Annotated in this window: 17 protein-coding genes; 14 read left to right on the top strand and 3 right to left on the bottom strand. The window is 43.1% G+C overall.

From position 1 onward, the window contains the following. Positions 1–54 precede the first annotated feature (54 nt). The 6 genes from G496_RS0109000 to wecB all read left to right on the top strand — a co-directional run bounded on the left by G496_RS0109000 (position 55) and on the right by wecB (position 5,737). A complete protein-coding gene (locus tag G496_RS0109000) occupies positions 55–537 on the top strand; it encodes a TlpA family protein disulfide reductase (protein WP_051294941.1) in 483 nt (160 codons plus the stop codon). Further along, entirely contained in the window at positions 538–1,011 is a 474-nt protein-coding gene (locus G496_RS0108995) for an N-acetyltransferase (RefSeq protein WP_027178996.1), read from the top strand. Positions 1,012–1,022: 11 nt separating this feature from the next. Continuing rightward, positions 1,023–1,547, top strand: coding sequence for a hypoxanthine phosphoribosyltransferase (hpt, locus tag G496_RS0108990; protein WP_027178995.1), 525 nt, complete (start codon positions 1,023–1,025; stop codon positions 1,545–1,547). Positions 1,548–1,639: 92 nt separating this feature from the next. Further along, a complete protein-coding gene (locus G496_RS0108985) occupies positions 1,640–3,046 on the top strand; it encodes a DUF3426 domain-containing protein (protein ID WP_027178994.1) in 1,407 nt (468 codons plus the stop codon). 154 nt (positions 3,047–3,200) lie between these two features. Continuing rightward, positions 3,201–4,520 (top strand): DNA repair protein RadA, encoded by a 1,320-nt coding sequence (gene radA, locus G496_RS0108980; protein WP_027178993.1) that lies wholly within the window; start codon positions 3,201–3,203, stop codon positions 4,518–4,520. Positions 4,521–4,630: 110 nt separating this feature from the next. Continuing rightward, positions 4,631–5,737: a non-hydrolyzing UDP-N-acetylglucosamine 2-epimerase gene (gene wecB / locus G496_RS0108975; protein WP_034632891.1), complete on the top strand. Its 1,107-nt coding sequence runs from the start codon at positions 4,631–4,633 to the stop codon at positions 5,735–5,737. A 112-nt stretch (positions 5,738–5,849) separates the two neighbouring features. On the opposite strand, the gene G496_RS0108970 is transcribed toward wecB, so the two are convergent. Further along, entirely contained in the window at positions 5,850–6,776 is a 927-nt protein-coding gene (locus G496_RS0108970) for a Gfo/Idh/MocA family protein (RefSeq protein ID WP_034632890.1), read from the bottom strand. Between the two features lie 668 nt (positions 6,777–7,444). Between G496_RS0108970 and potA the strand changes: the two genes are divergently transcribed. Genes potA through G496_RS0108950 form a run of 4 tightly spaced genes read left to right on the top strand, consistent with a single transcriptional unit; the run spans position 7,445 to position 11,181 of the window. Beyond that, positions 7,445–8,563: a spermidine/putrescine ABC transporter ATP-binding protein PotA gene (potA, locus tag G496_RS0108965; protein WP_027178990.1), complete on the top strand. Its 1,119-nt coding sequence runs from the start codon at positions 7,445–7,447 to the stop codon at positions 8,561–8,563. Continuing rightward, positions 8,541–9,392: a spermidine/putrescine ABC transporter permease PotB gene (gene potB, locus G496_RS0108960; protein ID WP_027178989.1), complete on the top strand. Its 852-nt coding sequence runs from the start codon at positions 8,541–8,543 to the stop codon at positions 9,390–9,392. Before potA ends, potB begins: the two co-directional genes overlap by 23 nt. Before the next feature lie 26 nt (positions 9,393–9,418). Beyond that, positions 9,419–10,153, top strand: coding sequence for a spermidine/putrescine ABC transporter permease PotC (potC, locus tag G496_RS0108955; RefSeq protein ID WP_034632914.1), 735 nt, complete (start codon positions 9,419–9,421; stop codon positions 10,151–10,153). After that, complete coding sequence (locus G496_RS0108950; RefSeq protein ID WP_027178987.1) at positions 10,150–11,181, top strand: extracellular solute-binding protein; 1,032 nt, start codon at positions 10,150–10,152, stop codon at positions 11,179–11,181. Before potC ends, G496_RS0108950 begins: the two co-directional genes overlap by 4 nt. Before the next feature lie 65 nt (positions 11,182–11,246). Here G496_RS0108950 and G496_RS0108945 read toward each other — a convergent pair whose 3' ends face one another. Further along, on the bottom strand, positions 11,247–11,834 hold the full coding sequence (locus tag G496_RS0108945) for a hypothetical protein (RefSeq protein WP_027178986.1): 588 nt from the start codon (positions 11,832–11,834) through the stop codon (positions 11,247–11,249). 195 nt (positions 11,835–12,029) lie between these two features. Here G496_RS0108945 and cysC point away from each other — a divergent pair, with 195 nt between their 5' ends. The 4 genes from cysC to G496_RS0108925 all read left to right on the top strand — a co-directional run bounded on the left by cysC (position 12,030) and on the right by G496_RS0108925 (position 16,541). Continuing rightward, positions 12,030–12,653 carry an adenylyl-sulfate kinase gene (gene cysC, locus G496_RS0108940; protein ID WP_027178985.1) on the top strand — a complete coding sequence of 208 codons (624 nt, stop codon included), beginning with the start codon at positions 12,030–12,032 and terminating at the stop codon, positions 12,651–12,653. A 129-nt stretch (positions 12,654–12,782) separates the two neighbouring features. Beyond that, complete coding sequence (gene mrtJ / locus G496_RS21430) at positions 12,783–13,130, top strand: JDVT-CTERM system glutamic-type intramembrane protease MrtJ (RefSeq protein WP_051294940.1); 348 nt, start codon at positions 12,783–12,785, stop codon at positions 13,128–13,130. A gap of 257 nt (positions 13,131–13,387) precedes the next feature. Then, the gene (locus G496_RS0108930) at positions 13,388–15,520 is read left to right on the top strand and encodes an STT3 domain-containing protein (RefSeq protein ID WP_027178984.1); all 2,133 of its coding nucleotides are present in this window, start codon (positions 13,388–13,390) and stop codon (positions 15,518–15,520) included. Between the two features lie 157 nt (positions 15,521–15,677). Then, on the top strand, positions 15,678–16,541 hold the full coding sequence (locus G496_RS0108925; protein ID WP_027178983.1) for a sulfotransferase family protein: 864 nt from the start codon (positions 15,678–15,680) through the stop codon (positions 16,539–16,541). A 107-nt stretch (positions 16,542–16,648) separates the two neighbouring features. On the opposite strand, the gene asnB is transcribed toward G496_RS0108925, so the two are convergent. Beyond that, positions 16,649–18,394 (bottom strand): asparagine synthase (glutamine-hydrolyzing), encoded by a 1,746-nt coding sequence (gene asnB, locus G496_RS0108920; RefSeq protein WP_027178982.1) that lies wholly within the window; start codon positions 18,392–18,394, stop codon positions 16,649–16,651. Between the last annotated feature and the right edge of the window lie 10 nt (positions 18,395–18,404).

Raw genomic sequence — 18,404 nt, 5'->3', positions numbered from 1 at the left:
AATTATCATATCCGGATTCAGGATATATTTAAACATACAGGGCAAGGGACCATTATGAAAGATTGGATAAGAGTCTCCTTTTTGTCGCTCCTTCTGATTTTCGCCGCCTGTTCCAAGGTGAACGGAGTTGAAGGGGTAAGTGAGCTTGATACAGCGGGTATCCAGAAGATTGTAAAAAATTCTTCCGGGAAAGTTGTTCTGGTAAATTTCTGGGCTACATGGTGTCCTCCATGCCGTGCTGAAATTCCCGAGCTTATAAAGATGCGTGAAAAATACAGTGATGACGATCTGGTGATGATCGGTGTTTCAGTTGATGAAACCTCTGATGCTGTAGATGATTTTATCAAAGTGACCGGTGGAATGAATTACCCTGTTTATCATGCTTCTGCTGATATAGGGCCATCCTTCAGGATTCAGGCTATTCCTTTCACGGTGATCTATGATCCTGACGGAAAGCAGATTTTTGCGCGTTCCGGTGGCTTTCCCATCGAGATGTTTGAAAATCTGATTGATAAGTATATCAAGGATAAAAAATAAATGGCTGTGACTATAGAAAAGGCGACCATGACGGACGCCAAAGCTCTGCACGCTATGATCGTTGAAAGTGCAAGGACCGCCATGGTTCTTCCAAGACCTTTGAGTAAGGTCTATGGACACTTGAGAGATTTTTTTGTTGCTAAGGACGAATCCGGTAAAATTTTCGGATGCTGTGCATTATCTATTACATGGGACAATCTTGCAGAGGTTCGTTCACTCGTAGTCCATCCGGACTCACGCGGTTCCGGAATAGGAAAGGAGCTGGTGCGCGCCTGCCTTGATGAAGCTTTTAAGCTGGATATAAACACTGTCTTCGTTCTTACCAATATTGATGGATTTTTTGCTAAACTCGGATTCAAAGCTACTGATAAGGGAATCCTGCCCCAGAAGGTCTGGGCGGATTGTATCAATTGTCCACAGTTCCCTGATTGCGATGAAATTCCGATGGTAATAGAAACTAAAATTAAAAAATAAAGAGGAAAATAATGGGCCACCGCCTGTCTGAAGTCTGTTCAACCGAAGAAATAGATGCCAAAGTAAAAGAACTAGCCAGAGAAATTTCCGATACCTACGGAAGCCAGCCTCTGGTTTGCGTTTGTGTGCTTAAAGGTGCATATCTTTTTTTTGCTGATCTTACTCGTAATCTTGATTGCGAGGCTGAAATAGATTTCGTTAGACTTTCCAGTTACGGTGACGGAACAAGCCGTTCAGGCAATATGAATTTCAGCAAGGATCTCGAAGTTTCGATTGCCGGAAAGCATGTGCTTATTATTGAGGACATTGTTGATACCGGGCATTCTGTCGAGTTCCTGAAACATGTTTTTACCAAGAGGAATCCTCTCAGTATCAGAATCGCTTCGCTTATAGATAAAAGAGAGCGCAGAGAAATCGACCTGACAGTTGATTTTCCCGGATTCATACTTGAGAAAGGTTTCCTGGTAGGGTACGGAATGGACTATGCTGAAAAATACAGGTATCTCAATGCCGTGTATGAATTGCATAACGATTGAGGATTGTGAGGCCTTTTTATAAAGACAATAACAATTATTCAGCCGTGATACATTAAAGATAAACAGCTCACGAGCAGGAAAGAGAGCAGTCCATGATTGTAGCATGTTCAAACTGCAAGACAAAATATAATCTTCCGGAAGAGAAGATCCCGGCTAAAGGGATAAAGGTCAAATGCTCCAAATGCGGAAACAAGTTTATGGTGACCCCGCCTGTGCAGGAGCCGGAAGACGAAGTTGCCGCCCTGCTTGAGGATGAAACGGTTTCTTCGGATCAGCCGCAGGCTGCTCCTGAACCGCAGCCAGAACCCAAGCCTGAGCCTAAACCGGAGCCGGAGCCAGAACCCCAGCCTGAACCTGAACCAGAGCCTGAGCCGGAACCAGAACCGCAGGAAGAGACCTCTGACGAGGAAGATCTTTTTGATGATTTTGGTGAAGCTGATACTGCCGATTCCAGTGATGATCTGGAAGATGATCTTTTCGGAGGCATTGAAGAAGGCTCTGATGCTGATATCGGTGCCGATCTCTTTGACGATGCTGAAGATGAAGACAGCTCTGTGTCCGATGATGCTGAAAAGTTTGACATTGATGACGAACTTTTCGGCGATGATCAGGATGAAGAAGGTGAAAGCCCAGCCGACAGTCTTGACGATGAACTCTTCGGTTCTGATGATTCAGACAGTGACGAAAATGAATCTGAAGGTCTTGGCGACAGTTTTGAGGATAAACTTTTCGGTTCTGACGCTCAGGATGATTCTGAAGATGATTTCTTTGAAGAAGAATCCGGCACAGATGAAGACTCTGGCGAAGACGATGATTATACTGAAGAAGAGTATGATGAAGAGGAATTTACCGATACCGGAGTCCATCTCGACAGTGGTGACGTTATCGGGCTTGACCTTGATGAAAGACCTTCAAAAAAGAAAAAAGCCGGAAAGAAGAAAAGTAGAAAAGGTCTGCTTGTCTTCCTGATTCTGGTGGTACTTTTTGCTGGTGGAGCAGGGGCTGCTTATTATTTTCAGCTCTTTGATAAACTTCCCTTCAAGATTCCTTATCTCACTTCTGAAGATTCTGCCGCTCCAAATGGAGCTGAATCCGATGCCAAAAGATTCAGCAAATTTTCATTTAAGGATTTGCGTCAGTTTTATGTAAAAAATGAAAAAGTCGGCCAGCTTTTCATCATCGAAGGCAAGGTTGTGAATAATTTCAACACCCCGAGAGAACTTCTTGAGGTGGAAGCCAAACTCTTTGATGAAAAGGGTGGAGTGCTTGATTCCAGACGTCTTATGTGTGGGAATACGCTCTCGCTCTTCCAGCTTGAGGTTCAGTCCAAGGAAGAAATTACAGCCGGTCTTGAATCCAAGGTAGGCATACTTTCCAACAATACATTGCTTAAACCGGGCATGGATACACCATTTATGGTGGTGTTTTTCAATCCGCCGCCGACGGTAAAAGAATTTGTTATCAATGTAGTCGGAGCTAAAAATCCGCCTGAAAAGTAACAGAAGCGTATAAATATAATAAATCCGGTGGGAGTTTTCCTGCCGTTTGATATTCAAATATAAAAGGCTGGAACGGTGCATAAAATTTGGCATTGTTTCCAGCCTTTTTTTAAGGACTTACCGTTCTGATCTCTCAATTTTACCGAGGATAATCATGAAAACCAAAGATGTGTTTGTATGTTCCAACTGCGGAGCGCAGGCTTTGAAATGGCAGGGACAATGCCCTAGATGCGGGGAATGGAATACACTGGAACAAAAAGTGGTTTCACGTTCACCGGGACGGTTGAAGGTCAGGCTTGCCTCGGGTTCCCCTGTGGACTTGAAGGACATTCCAGGAGAGAACGCAGCGGCCCGGACTACTGGTTTTCAGGCTTTGGATAATGTCCTCGGGAAAGGTTTTGTTCCCGGCGGAGCGGTTCTTCTTGGTGGAGAACCCGGTATTGGAAAGTCCACATTGCTGCTTCAGCTTGCAGCTATGCAGGCCGCTATGGGCTGCCGGAGTATTTATTTTTCAGGTGAGGAATCCCTTGCCCAGATCAGGGGACGTGCCGACAGGCTTGGTCTTCTTGATTCCGGTTTGCTGGTTGTTGCTTCAACCAATGCGGAAGAAGCTGTCAGCCTCATAGAAGGCGATCAGAAACCGGATCTGATTATTATTGACTCCGTACAGACTCTTTCTTCTCCAAGGGCTGAGGGAATCCCCGGAAGTGTCTCGCAGGTCCGCGCGGTTTCTTCAGATTTAGTTGAAGCTGCAAAAAAAAGTAGCACTACTCTTATCCTCGTGGGACATGTTACCAAAGACGGCCAGATTGCCGGTCCGAAGCTTCTGGAGCACATGGTTGATACTGTTTTGTATCTTGAGGGTGATCGCCGGCACATGACCCGGATAATGCGTGTTCTCAAAAACCGTTTCGGTCCCAGTGACGAGCTGGTTGTTTTTACCATGCGTGAAGCAGGGATGGAGATAGTTGAAGATCCTTCTACGCTCTTTCTGGGTGATCGGGATGATTCATTAAGCGGTGCAGCCGTTGTTATGGCCATGGATGGTCATAAACCCTTTGCCGTTGAGGTGCAGGCTCTGGCCGGGAAAACAGTCCTTTCCATACCAAGGCGCACAGCTCTGGGATTCGATACCAATAGGCTCAATCTATTGCTGGCGGTTCTGGAGAAAAGACTAAGCCTCAATCTGGGACAGTTTGATATATATGCCAAGACCGGCGGCGGAATGACTATGCCTGACCCCGGTCTTGATCTTGGCGTTGTGGCTTCTGTTCTTTCATCTTTTTACGATCTTCCGCTGCCGGCCGGAGCTGTTTTCTGGGGGGAGGTCGATTTGAACGGTTTAATCCGTCCGGCCACAGGATATGAAACAAGGTTGAAACAGGCTAAAAGGCTGGGGTATGGTCCTTTGTTTCACTCTGAGACTTGTAAAACTCTTGCTGATTTGCAACAGAAGCTTTTCGGTCCTGAATAGCTTTGTTAAGAATCCAATAAAATTGTCTTCGGGCTTGCCTGACTGTTCTACAGGATATACGGTGGTTCGGATTTTAATTTGATTCAAAATTTTACTTTCAGAGGATAATTGTGAAAAAAGTTTTTCTAGTTGCGGGGGCCAGACCAAATCTTATGAAGGTGGCTCCTGTCTATAGGGCGTCCAGAAAATGGGAAGCCATTGAATGCGATATAGTTTATACCGGGCAGCATTACGACCGGGTGATGTCACAGGTTTTTTTTGAAGATCTTGATATACCAGAGCCTCGGTTCAATATGGGGAAATCCACCGGAACCCATGCGGAGCAGACCGGTGCGATTATGATTGCTTTTGAAAAAATGTGTGTTGAGCACAAGCCTGACCTTGTTGTTGTCGTAGGTGATGTTAACTCTACTCTGGCCTGCTCAATCACAGCCCGTAAACTCCATATACCTGTAGCACATGTGGAAGCAGGACTTAGAAGCGGTGATACGGATATGCCGGAAGAAATAAACCGTATGGTCACTGACTCCATAAGTAATCTTTATTTTACTACCGAAGAGCATGGTAAAGCCAATCTTCTGGCGGAAGGCCGAGACCCGGAAAAGATTTTTGCTGTAGGAAATGTGATGATAGACAACCTTTTCTACAATGTTAAGCGGCTGGGAGATGAGGTTACAGCGAAATATTTAGCGCGTCCGCTCAAAGAAAAACTGGGGCGTTATGCGTTTATGACCATGCACAGACCGTCAAATGTGGATTGCAGGGAAGTGCTTGAAGGTATTGTGGGTGCTCTTAACTCCATTGCTGAAAAGCTCCCGATAATTTTCCCTATCCATCCAAGAACAGCTAAGATGCTGGAAAAATTTAATATAAATCTTTCAGATAATATTCATACTCTGCCTCCGCTGGCTTTCAGGGAGTCACTATATCTCTGGAAGGATTCACAGGTTGTGATCACAGACAGTGGCGGTTTGCAGGAAGAAACTACGGCTCTCGGCGTTCCATGTGTTACAATGCGTAAAAATACCGAGCGGCCCTGTACCGTTGAACTTGGAACCAATGTGCTGGCTGGCATTGATGGAGACAGGATTGTTTTGGAAGTTGAAAAAGCCCTTGGGCGCGCAGGGCTTCCTGCTCCTGTTATTCCCGGCTGGGACGGGAAAGCAGCAGAAAGAATATGGGAAAAACTGGCTGAATATCTCAATGTTGATAGTTGATTTTCGGCAGGAGTTCCAGATCAGCTTGAAAACTAAATGTTTTCTGAGTGCATAAATAAACCCCCTCAACAAAAAATTGAGGGGGTTTATTTATGAATAAAGTCAGCTCTGACTATTCACCGAGAACAATTTCGAAAGTTTTGAGAACTTCGAGACCGTCACGACCGGTAATAGGAACTTCTGTTCCTTCCCTGAGTGCTTTGAGGAAGAGGGTCAGCTCTTCTTTAACAGGCTCACGGAAAATGAGCGGCCATTCGCGAACGCTGTAGCTCTGATCGTAAGTGGAGAATTCGCTGTATTCGCGTACTTCCTGAGTGATCAGGTTGGCTTCAATGAATTTGGTTTTTGCAGCAACACGAATTTTTCTGGATTTGTAAGGTGTAACCCAGTTTGTATTGATGTTGCAGAGTACACCGTTTTCCATTTCAGCGGTGATAAGGGCGTTGTCTTCGTGCTTGCCTCTGGTTGAGGTTGTTACAGCGTAAACGTCCTTGAAATCAGATCCGGAAAGGAAACGGAGCAGATCGATATCATGGGATGCCAGATCTTTTACAACTCCTACATCCTGAATTCTCGGCGGATATGGTCCGACACGTTCAATCTGGATTGAAATGGGTCCGGCTTCCTCGGTCATGAGGCTTTTAACACGCTGAACAGCAGGGTTGAAACGTTCAACATGGCCTACCATGAGTGCCACGCCGTTCTGTTCTGCCAGTGTTACCAGCTCCTGACCTTCAGCAACGCTTACAGCCAGAGGTTTTTCAATAATGAGGTTGATTTTCTTTTCAATGATCTTTTTACCCACTTCGTGATGAAGGCTTGTGGGTACGCAGACGCTTATCGCATCAAGGTCATGTTCAAGAAGTTCTTCAATGCTTTTGAAGCCGGGAACACCGAACTGTTCTTTGACTTCATCAAGTCTTTCCTGTTCAATATCCACGGCGCCGACGCATTCAACGTTCGCCATTTCAGTGTAATTGCGCAGATGTACCCGGCCCATCCAGCCCAGGCCGACAACTCCGACTTTAAGGGTTTTCATAATGATATCCTTAAGTTGATGTTTAACAATCTCTGTATATATGAATGCATTGTCTACATATCTAAGGCATTCATGGATAGTTTTAGCTGTCTTTTACAGAGATTGAACCGTTTGCACGGTTTTTGTCATTTATTAAATTTCGACTATAATTCCTTTCTAAATAGATCAGCTCGAAAGATGTAAACCCATAACTGGCAACATTTAGGTTGTAAAGTGTTGTTCCTTTTAAACAGCTTTTGTTGCATTAGTATTAAATAAATGTGTAAAATCAGGGCCTTTGAAACTATTTTGAAAATTGTGAAATTTTAAGTTGCTAAGCAGGAACTTGTCGATTATGGTTCCGCGCCTGTTCATTGATTCTTCAAGTTCAGAATTTGCTCGAGAAGTGGCTTGCCGCTTCCTGTCGCATATTGTGGTCTGGTTGCACTGCTGAGTAATCGTGACCACCTGTCTGCCGGAGCTTAAGGCCGTATCCTTATAGGTTACCAGCCGTATGTGCCGGTGGGGCTGTTTCCGACGGAAATACAGTTTCTGTATATCCGCCGGGGCATGTTTTTGACACGGTGATACACCGCGTGTCGGGAATTCACAGGCTTATGAAAATCTATCTTCATGGGTCTGCGGCTGCGGAATTTGTCCGCACAGCTTTTCGCATAGGGGGTGCTGTTATGGAAAAACAGCAAACCATTGTCGAGCTAAAGGGCGTCTCTAAAGTTTTTGACGACCAGCTTGCTCTGGACAATATCGACATCGGCATCAGGAATGGTGAATTCCTGACTCTCCTTGGTCCTTCCGGTTGTGGAAAGACCACTCTCCTCAGACTTATCGGTGGCTTTGAGAGCCCTTCGTCCGGTTCCGTCATAATTGACGGGGTGGATGTCTGCGGCCTTCCTCCTGAAAAACGCGCTGTTAATACCGTTTTTCAAAGCTACGCTCTTTTCCCGCATATGAATGTCTATGACAATGTTGCTTTCGGCCTCAAGCTGCGCAAGCTTCAGGCAAAAGAAATTAAGCGTATTGTCATGGAAACTCTGGAACTGGTTCAGATGGAGAAATTTTCTGCCAGAATGCCCTATGAGCTTTCCGGCGGACAGCAGCAGCGTATTGCCATCGCCAGAGCTCTGGTGAACCAGCCGCTGGTTCTGCTCCTCGATGAGCCATTCTCAGCTCTTGACCGCAGGCTTCGCAAACAGATGCAGCTTGATATGAAGCATCTCCAGCGTGAGCTGGGCATTACTTTCGTTCTGGTTACCCATGATCAGGAGGAGGCTTTTACCATGTCCGACAGAGTTGTTGTGATGAACAACGGCAATATCGAACAGACAGGCTCTCCCCGTGAGGTTTATGAGGAACCGGAAAATCTCTTTGTAGCCCATTTTGTAGGTGAAACTAATCTCTTTGATGCCAGTGTCGTTTCAGTTCAAGGCAGACGCCTTACAGCTGATTTCGGCGATATGGTATGTTCTCTTACAACTGATAACCGGTTTTCAGAAGGCGACAGGGTTAAAGTCCTGCTGCGTCCTGAAGATATGTCCCTGACCAGCGAAAGCGAATATGAATATGAAGAGGGACTGCCTGTTTTTATGGGTACTGTTTTTGAAACCGTCTACAAGGGAACCACTTATGATGTTGTGGTTGAACTGGACAATGGCAAAACAGTGCTGGCTACAGAATTTTTCAATGAAGACGCAGTCAATGTTTCCTACCGCGCAGGGGACAGACTGGCTGTGAGCTGGATTGAAGGATGGGAGGTTGTTCTGCCTGATGCTCCACAAGACTCTGTTTAAAACCGTTTCGGTTACTACAATATGGTGCTGGCTTTTTGCTCTGGCAATTGTCCCGAACCTGCTTGTTCTTGGAACTTCCTTTCTGACCGGAGATGAAAACTCTTTTGTCCGGTTTATCTTTTCTATTGAGAACTATGCCAGACTGTTTGATCCGGCTCTGTTCAAAATGATTGGGAATTCCGTTCTTCTGGCAGGGGCAACAAGTCTGGTCTGTCTTTTGATAGGCTATCCTTTTGCATGGTTTTTAGCCCACACTGACAAGAAAAAAAGGGCCATACTGCTGATGCTGGTGGTTATACCGTTCTGGACTAATTCTCTGGTCAGAACCTACGCTCTTGTGGCCCTGATCAATGCAAGCGGCATAATCAACAAGATGTTGATGGCTCTTGGAATCATCCGCATGCCTTTGCAGATGCTTTACACCAGAGGGGCTGTGCTGCTGGGACTATGTTATACCCTGCTGCCGTTTATGGTTCTTCCTCTTTATTCCTCAATTTTAAAGCTGGACCACAGGCTGCTTGAAGCTTCGCGCGATCTTGGCGCAAGCCCTGCAAAAACTTTTATAAAGGTTGCCCTGCCGCTTACGGTTCAGGGCATCGTCTCCGGCTGCATGCTTGTTTTTCTACCTGCTCTGGGGATGTTTTATATACCGGATATTCTTGGTGGAGCCCGTGAGGCTCTGGTCGGCAATTTTATCAGGGATCAGTTTCTGGTTACCCGTGACTGGCCCATGGGGTCTGCCGCAAGTGTCCTGCTGTCAATGATCATGGGATTTATGCTGCTCTTCAATTTTCTTAACAAAAGGAAATTAAGGAGGGGACGCAAGTGAGTATATGGCGTAAACTATATGCCGGCATGATTTATTTTTTCCTTTACCTGCCTTTGGCGGTAATGGTGATATATTCTTTCAATTCTTCAAAATATTCGATGAACTGGAAGGGTTTCACCCTGAACTGGTATGTTCAGCTGGCCGGAAATTCCAGACTTATGGAAACCGCTTTGAACTCGATTGTACTGGCAACTGTATCTGCTACTCTGGCAACACTGATCGGCACCGTGGCCGCTGTCGCCATTTCAAGATACCGCTTTCCGGGACGCAAGCTGATGAAGGGGTCACTGTATGTTCTGATGATGGCCCCGGACATTGTTATGGGTATATCCCTTCTGATTTTGTATGTGACATTGTCAGTGCCGCTGGGTTTCTGGACTCTGCTGTTGTCACACATAACTTTCTGCATTCCTTTTGTCGTGGTCACAGTCAGAACACGTCTGAAGGAGCTGGACCCCAATCTGGTAGAGGTGGCGCAGGACCTCGGAGCGGGGGAATATGAAATATTCAGGTACATTTTTGTACCTCTGGCCTGGCCCGCAATCATTTCAGGCTGGCTGCTTTCATTCACCCTTTCTATGGATGATGTTATTGTAAGCTTTTTTACAACCGGACCGACTTTCGAGATTCTTCCACTGCGTATCTACTCGATGGTCAGGCTTGGAGTAAAACCTGAGGTGAACGCCCTTTGTGCGGTAATGATTGTCGCGACTTTTATGGTCGTGGCAGCTTCCCAGCTTTTAATGAGGAAAAAAAGATGAAGAAAATTGTGCTGACTTTGTTGCTGCTGGCTTTCTGTTCTTCCGCCTTTGCCGGAGAAGAGCTTGTTTTGTATAACTGGTCCTCTTATATGCCTGCTGAGGTTCTGGAACAGTTTACAAAGGAAACCGGCATTAAAGTTACTGAAGTAACTTATGACAGTAATGAAGCCATGTATGCTAAAATCAAGATGGTCAGTGACCATGGCTATGACCTTATTGTGCCATCAACTGATTTTGTCATTCGCATGCGCGAGCAGGGCCTGCTGCACAAGCTGGATAAAAAACTGCTTCCTAATATGAAAAATCTTAACCCGCGTTTTGTGGGGCAGGATTTTGATAAAAATAATGATTACAGTGTTCCTTACTTCTGGGGTTCATCAGGTATTGCTGTAAATGCCGACTTCGTCTCTGTTGACGAGGTCAGCTCAATCAAAGATCTGCTCAACCCGGAGCTTAAGGGAAGAATACTTCTTTTAAATGATGTTCGCGGAGTCTTCGCCATTGCCCTTAAAGCAAATGGTTATTCAGTGAACGATCGTGACCCTGAGCATATTAAACAGGCTTTTGAGTTTTTGAAAAAGCTGCTGCCTTCTGTGAAGGTTTTTGACTCCGATTCTCCGAAACAGGCAATGCTCAGCAATGAGGTTCTCGTTGGACAGCTCTGGAACGGTGAGGCTTTTGTCGCCAATAGTGAAAACGAGGCAATCCAGTATGTTTATCCCAAAGAAGGGTACAGCCTCTGGATGGATCATTTCTGCATCCCCCGTGGAGCAAGGCATGTCGAGAATGCTCATAAATTCATAAACTTTATTCTGCGTCCGGACATCAGTGCGGAGATAGCTGAAGAGCTTGGTTACTCTTCTCCTAACGCTGAAGCCGTAAAGCTGCTTCCTGAGAATATCCGTAACAACCCTATCTGTTATCCTGATGACGAAACATTGAGCAGAGGGGAATTTGAAGTTGGTCTTGGTGATGCAACAAAGATATACGAGCAGTATTGGATGAAATTAAAAACAGGAGCTCAATAGGCTTTCTGGGAAGTTATAACAGGCGGAATTCTTTTTAGGAATTCCGCCTTTTTTTTGGCTATGTGCTAGTTCTGATTTACAGCTGAAATTGCTTCAGGAAGGAAAAGGCCGAAAATGTCATGAAGGCCAGCCATCAGTTTTCCTGAATTGCTGCCGGTATAGAGCATTTCCTTTTCCTGTGTGGAAAGATAATTTTTGGCAAAAAGCAGTTTGTTGTTTTTCACAACCATGCCGTCAAGCCTGACTTTATATCTGATGTCCATCTCACCCGGACGTTCAAATACAACTCTGTTGGCTATACCGGTTATTATGTAATTGTCTCCAGCCTCATCCATTGTTTCAAAGTATTTTACGGTGTAACCGGAATTTTTTAATTGCTCCGCAAGAGCTTTGGCCATCCATGTTCCGACATCCGGTGATGGTTTAAATTTGAATGTGCTTGATATTCCTACATATTTAATAGGTGGTACTTCCTTGAATTTTACGACCGCTATGGTTTTAACGCATGGGGGCAGCTCTATTTCGATAGGGTTGTAGTCTAAATTGACAGTGGAGTCTCTTCTGGCTTTCTGTTCAGCCTTTGCAACTGTCGCTACTGCTATGAAAATTGTCAGTAAGGACAGGGTTAATATGATTCCCGATTGTTTTTTCATTATGGCTCCTGTGGTCTTAAGGATATGATTTATAATTTATTCCATATTTTTAAAATAGGTGACAGCAAAAAAAATGTTCTTTTCTAAAATGTTTCAATATATTGACCTTGGGTAGAGCTTAAGTGTAAGGGATTTTTTATAATAAAAATAGATTGGTTGAGTGCCCATAAACCTTGAAAACAGAGAGTTTAACCAGTGAGTGGATCGAAGAAAAATATTAAAAAATTTCGCGGGGAAGTAGCCCGTTTAGATAGAGAACAGCTTAACAGGCACAGGTCCGCCGTGTTCTGGCTGACAGGGCTTTCAGGATCCGGTAAATCGACAATTGCTCATAAAGTTGAAAAAAATTTGTTCGACAGCGGCAGGCGGGCTTATGTTTTTGATGGTGATAATGTCCGTCATGGCCTGTGTTCCGACTTAAGTTTTTCACCTACTGCAAGAACGGAAAATGTCCGTAGAATTGCTGAAGTTGCAAAACTTTTTGTCGAGAACGGTACAATCTGTATCTGTGCTTTTATTTCTCCTTTGGAAAAAGATCGGGAACAGGTTCGGGAGATCGTAGGTGAACAGGATTTTTATGAAATTCATGTCACCTGTCCTTTAAGTGTTTGCGAGGAAAGGGACGTGAAAGGATATTACAAGCTGGCCCGTGAGGGGAAAATAAAAAATTATACTGGAATATCTGCCCCATACGAAACACCCGAAAATCCTGATCTGGTGCTTAATACGGATAATGTTCCTCTCCCTGATTCTGCCAGAGAGCTTTTTGATTTTATTTGTGAAAAAACTTTCTGTTCATGCAAGGAATGTTCAGAGTAGGACCTGATAAAAAAAGGGGGCAGACCAGTTAACTCCTATACCAAAAAATGCATATTTGATGGTGCATATAAGCAGGTTGCAGGTGGCATTTCCGCCTTTACCGACCCGGTCTTTTATCTTTTTCTGGCCTTGGGGCTGATCGGACTTTATCTGCCTGATCCTGAGTTCTTCATAAGTTTGAAGCTGCTATTCGCCAAAGCTTTTATTGAAGAATTCTTATTCAGGTTTCTGTTGCAGGAGAGTCTGGACAGATTTTTCGGGTATAGGTTTTATCTCGGTCCGTTGAGTCTTGCTAATATACTGACATCACTCTGTTTTGCCGCTCTGCATATGTTCAGTCAGCCGCTGATATGGGCTTTGCTGACTTTTATTCCTTCACTTGTTTTCGGGTATTTATGGCAAAGGTACAGAAGCTTTTTGCCCTCTGTTTTTGTGCATTTTGCCTATAATGCAGTTTTATTTAACAAATTTATTTAATTATCAGACGGGATACTATATGTCTGTTGGCAGGATTGGCACTCTCTGAGAGAATAAATTGCCCACTTCGTAAAAAAAAAGTAATAGTTCCAAACCATAGCTTGAAGCCATTTTATTCTTGAAATTTTTAGTTACCCGTACTGGCGGCACAAACCGTTTGATCTGAGTCATTACATTGCAGGGAAATGTGAAGTGGCTCTCAGGTTCGCAGCCAGTATAACCATGGTCAAATTTTTATATATACGGGATTTTTAATCATGATTAAAAATAAACTCTGTTCATTCTTCACAGGTTCCGAGTTGGATTGCAACTGGAAAATGTTCCTCCTTTTCGCGGTTATTTCTTTTGTTCTGGCTTTTGGACTAAGGTGTATCGATCTTCCCAAGTGGAGCTCTCCCGCATGTTCTGTTGACGGTGAATATATTATGGGAACCCATGATGCATACTACTGGCTGGCCGGTGCCGAAGGTGTCGGTAGTGCTGTTAATAATCCCATGGCTAAAATGCTGCGCGGATTAAACAGCCTGACAGGAGAGCAGTACGGGAATATTGCATTCTGGCTGCCAGCTGTTTTTGCTGGTTTTACAGCTGTTGCTGCTTTTTTATGGGGAGTGCTTATTGCCGGGCCTTGGTGCGGGTTTGCGGGAGCTGTTTACGCGACCTCGATTCCGGCCTTTTTTTACCGAACCCGGCTTTCATATTATGACACCGATATAGTTACGCTACTGATACCTATCCTTATTTCTTTTCTCCTTGCGCTGTGGATAACCGGAGGAATCAGGAAAAGCTGGAATTTTAAGGCGGAAGTGCAGACTTTTTCTCCGGGGTTGTATGATTTTCTGTTGCCCTTTGCAGCCGGGATTTTAACTGTCTACGGAAAAGCATGGCACGGTGATATGATGTATCTTGGTGTAGTGCTGCTGCTTATGGCTACAGCTTTGGTGCTGGTATGCTCTCCTGCTAAAAACAGAATAACTCTGCTGCGTGGGCTGGTCGTTTATGCTCTGGCGGCATTTGCCGGCATTCCGGGCATAATTTTATCCATCTGTGCGGCTGTTTTTTTTGTGAAGATCGATAATAAACCGATCGCCAAGTATGAGCATTTTCTTATATATCTTGTGGTACTGGTTCTGATTATTTCTCTGACAGGTGAAAAAGCCTCTCTTTTTATGGTTATCTGGGGGAAAGTTCAGGCTTATTTAAAACCGGTTGCATCCGCTTCTGTAGGAGCAGGAGGACCAAAATATCCTGGTATAGCACAAAGTGTTATTGAGGCTCAGGATGTTAAGTTCGATGACCTTTTTTATAATATCATGGGCAGCAGTCTTCTGGGATGGGTCGGCTTTATTGCCTTTTTTGCTGTATTAATTTTTAGGCCGGTTATTGCACTGCTTATTCCATTTGCCCTTGTGACTGTTTCTTCCGTTGTAATGGGTGGAAGGTTCGGTATGTTCGGAGGGCTGCCTCTTGGTATCGGTCTTTTTTATGTCATTTTTTCAGGATGCAAAAAAGTTCTTTCCCAAAACGATTCCGCAAGGAAATTTCTTGCTCCGACTGTGTCAGTGCTGGTTGTGCTGGCATTGGCTAGTGTTAATTTCAGGAATTACATTGGTGTTCCCCCGACTCCGATTATGTTTAAAGAACATGCCCTTGGTCTTAAGAGAGCCGGAAAAGAGATAGCAAAGGACAGCACCGTCTGGACATGGTGGGACTGGGGATATGCGACCATGTACTATGCGGGAAGCAATGTTTTTGCCAATGGCGGAAATCATGCCGGACCTGTTCTGTTTCCTCTTGCATTCCCATTTGCAACGGATTCAATACCTCAGGCAAATCAGTTCATAAAATATTGCGCGCTTAGGGGTAATAATCCTGCCGGAGTCTGGGATAAAATGCCGGCGAAGAAAGTGAACGACCTGATCAGATCTTTTGCCGTTAACGATTACAATTTCAAGCCAAAGCATAAGCAGTATCTTGTGGTGACGTGGAAAGATACAAATCTGGCCTATTGGATTCTATATTATGGCTCATGGAGCGTTAAAACAGGTAATGGCATTCATCCTGTATCCAGAACTATTTCTTCTCAGTTTACAGTTAATTTTGATAATGGTGAGCTTGGCTTCAGCGGTTCCAAGGGTAAGGTCCTTCCGCTTTCAGGAATGAGAGTCATGGATAATAAATCCGTGATCATCAGGAATTATCCTTCAAACTCCGGCATTAATCTGCTGTTTAATAAAAGTATCGGTCAGGGATATCTGGTGGATGACTTTGTAGCAAACAGCATGATGACAAGACTTTTGACTGAAAACCCTGAATCTGAGGCGATTAAACCATATTTTAAATTGATTTATGAAGGTATGCCTTTCATCAGGATCTATGAGGTCCTGTGAGTTTAGAAAAAATGTGAGTAAAGCTATTGAGAACCTGACTTTGTAATTATTTATGAAGTCAGGTTTTTAGCTTTATGATATGATATAAAAAAATTGTATTGCTTCAATAAAGCTGCACTAATCAGAATTGCTTTATGCCTATATAAGGAGAAATAAGTTGAAAGAATATATACTTGATCATTTATGTGGCGATATCCCTTATCTCGTTTCAATAACGAGGAAAAAAATAAGAAATATAGCCGCCAGAAATTCTGAAAGCCTTGCTCTGTCTAAAACAGAGATTGGCGAATATGCCAAAAAAAATAGTATATTTGGAAATGCTGAGTATCAGATTTATGAAGAATTATCCGGGCACATTAAGATAAGCAGTGAAAAAAAAGCGTTATTTGTAAGTGTTGGTAAAAATGGATCTTCTAAAGTTATACAGACCATGATTGAAGATTTACTGCATAAAGATTTTAAAAGTAGAGATGAATATATTTGCTATAGGAATTTGTGGTATTCTAAAGTTGAAACTAAAATAAATTTTGCTTTAGAATTAGATAAAATAATAAATGATAATTCCTATTTTAAATTTACAATAGTAAGAAATCCATACCAGAGACTTGTTTCTGCATGGAAAAATAGAGTAAGAGATAAGTCCTGCCTTGTTCACAATATAGGTTACTACAGAGATTTTAGAACTTTTTCATTCCCAAAATTTGTGAACTACATTTATAAAAATAAATTTAATTATTCAAATCTTGATCAGCATTGGCGCCCGCAGCATATCTGCATATATTCACCGGTGATAGAATACGATTTTATCGGCCACCTTGAAAATTTTAATAATGATTTCAAATTTATCTTAGATAAAATAGGCGGCAGCAAAAATAGTTATGAAAAAGTAAACCAGCGGGTTAACTCAACAGACAAAAGTGATCTTAGAAGTTTTTATACAAAAGAACTTCAGGATAAAGTTTACGATATTTATCAGAAAGACTTTGAAATGTTCAACTATGGTTATGAAATTCCAGATTAGTTTGCTGCTAAGTGTGATTAATAGCTTCTTAATTTTACCATACTGCAGTTTTTTTTATGTAAATAAGCTGGGAGCTGGCTAGAAAATGTTTATAGTTAAAACCCCTGCTAAATATTTTTTATAAAATACGATAGATTGATTAGCTGCCAAACAGGAAAAGAGTTTTGAGGATCCGGGTTGTTATAAAAGTCCTCGACACGATCAAAATAATGATTTTCAATTTTGTTGCTGTCTCTTAGGATTTGGATTCTTTCTAAGGCCCATTTTTTTAAACAACCTTTCAACCAGCGAGTCTGTGGGGTTACAACTGATCTTTTAGGGGCGCAGGCAACGTCAGGTAAGTGGCGTTCTATTATTTTGCGTAAAGGTGATTTTCCGAGTCCAGAGGAAAATTTGTCTTCATGTTTTAAAGCCACCCCGCACGCCACTACCCGGTGATCAAGCAAAGGAAAACGAATTTCGCGTCCGGCACCCATGCTGGAGCGGTCATTAAAGCGGAGAACTCTAGGAATTTTTCTGTTAGTTATATCATTCAATTGAATCGTTCTGAGCTTATCTACAAATATATCCGGGTGGCAGTTTGATGATGTGCGAATATCAGTCATATCAACATGGCCTTGAAATCCTGAATTAAAGAAGGCAGAACCCTGTTTAATAATTTCTTCAACCGGTTTGTTCATCTGTGTGGCCATGTTCATTATACATTCTTTAGCATTCCCTTGTTCATGCATGTCCAGAAGGCCCATGACTTCGTGAGAGAGATACCCTGCTAAAGTTTCATCACCGCCCTGTCCTTCGAGGCTGACAATAAATCCCTGCCTTCGTTCAGCTATATTCATTTTATAATATGCAATAGCTGGTATTCCCCCAAAAGGTTCATCTTGAAGCCAACTTAGTTTTGCAGATAATTCAGGAGTTTCTTCAGGGTCGAATCTGACTTTTATATTTTCCACTCCCAAATCGCGGCAATATTTTTCTGTCAGGCAAGATTCATCTTCTTCACCTTCGAATGCCATGGTGAAAGAGATCACGGGAACTTTACCGTAAATTTCCTTCATCTTAAGAAGTAACGCTGTGCTATCAGTTCCTCCACTGTAATGAAGAGAGACGGGGACATCACTGCGCATACGTATTTGTATTGAGTTCTCAAACAACTCTTCATATGTTGATATTTGCGGTCTCTTATCAATCCATTTCAGGATATCATCTTGTATATCATAGAATTTGTTGTAGTTAAGGCCATTCTCGGAAACTTCAATGAAATGTCCGGGAGCAACCTGAAAAATATTTTCATAAAAAGTTTCACATTTTGAGGGATAGCTTGCGTACTTTAAATAATTATCTAATTTAGTTTTATCCATTTTTAAAGAAATGGATGAAGCAAATCCTTTAATCTCTGACGAAAAAATGAAAGATTTGTCGTCTGTAGTGTAGTACAAGGGCTTAATTCCCAGTCTATCACGGGCGACAATAAGACTTTGGGTTTCCTTATTAAAAGCGGCAAAAGCAAACATCCCATTAAGTTTGGGCAAGCATTTACTGCCTAATTTGGCAATTAATTCTACAAGAACTCTGGTATCACCTTCTTCTGCTAGGGAAGGATTTCCGAGCCATGAAGCAAGCTCTTTATAGTTATATATTTCTCCATTAAAGATGATAGCGATTTTGCCATCACGTGAGAGCATCGGCTGGGAGGCAAATTTTTGTTCGCCAATTATGGCAAGCCTGAAGTGTTTGAAATATAAATCGTTGAGACGTAATTCTCCTTGAGAATCAGGGCCTCTATGCTCTATGTTGTCACAGTTTGGAGGAGTTTGAGCCTTAGGTCCGTATATGCCGAATATCCCACACATTTTTTATCCT

Origin of the sequence: Maridesulfovibrio bastinii DSM 16055 (assembly GCF_000429985.1) — a bacterium.
GTDB classification, from domain to species: Bacteria; Desulfobacterota; Desulfovibrionia; order Desulfovibrionales; family Desulfovibrionaceae; genus Maridesulfovibrio; species Maridesulfovibrio bastinii.
The sequence above is the reverse complement of the archived record's forward strand: the minus strand, read 5'-3'. Positions and strand labels throughout refer to the sequence as shown.

Coding starts and splice junctions, on each gene's coding strand:
- G496_RS0109000 (WP_051294941.1), top strand. CDS start 55: ATGAAAGATTGGATAAGAGTCTCCTTTTTGTCGCTCCTTCTGATTTTC.
- G496_RS0108995 (WP_027178996.1), top strand. CDS start 538: ATGGCTGTGACTATAGAAAAGGCGACCATGACGGACGCCAAAGCTCTG.
- hpt (WP_027178995.1), top strand. CDS start 1,023: ATGGGCCACCGCCTGTCTGAAGTCTGTTCAACCGAAGAAATAGATGCC.
- G496_RS0108985 (WP_027178994.1), top strand. CDS start 1,640: ATGATTGTAGCATGTTCAAACTGCAAGACAAAATATAATCTTCCGGAA.
- radA (WP_027178993.1), top strand. CDS start 3,201: ATGAAAACCAAAGATGTGTTTGTATGTTCCAACTGCGGAGCGCAGGCT.
- G496_RS0108970 (WP_034632890.1), bottom strand. CDS start 6,776: ATGAAAACCCTTAAAGTCGGAGTTGTCGGCCTGGGCTGGATGGGCCGG.
- potA (WP_027178990.1), top strand. CDS start 7,445: ATGGAAAAACAGCAAACCATTGTCGAGCTAAAGGGCGTCTCTAAAGTT.
- potB (WP_027178989.1), top strand. CDS start 8,541: ATGCTCCACAAGACTCTGTTTAAAACCGTTTCGGTTACTACAATATGG.
- potC (WP_034632914.1), top strand. CDS start 9,419: ATGATTTATTTTTTCCTTTACCTGCCTTTGGCGGTAATGGTGATATAT.
- G496_RS0108950 (WP_027178987.1), top strand. CDS start 10,150: ATGAAGAAAATTGTGCTGACTTTGTTGCTGCTGGCTTTCTGTTCTTCC.
- G496_RS0108945 (WP_027178986.1), bottom strand. CDS start 11,834: ATGAAAAAACAATCGGGAATCATATTAACCCTGTCCTTACTGACAATT.
- G496_RS0108930 (WP_027178984.1), top strand. CDS start 13,388: ATGATTAAAAATAAACTCTGTTCATTCTTCACAGGTTCCGAGTTGGAT.
- asnB (WP_027178982.1), bottom strand. CDS start 18,394: ATGTGTGGGATATTCGGCATATACGGACCTAAGGCTCAAACTCCTCCA.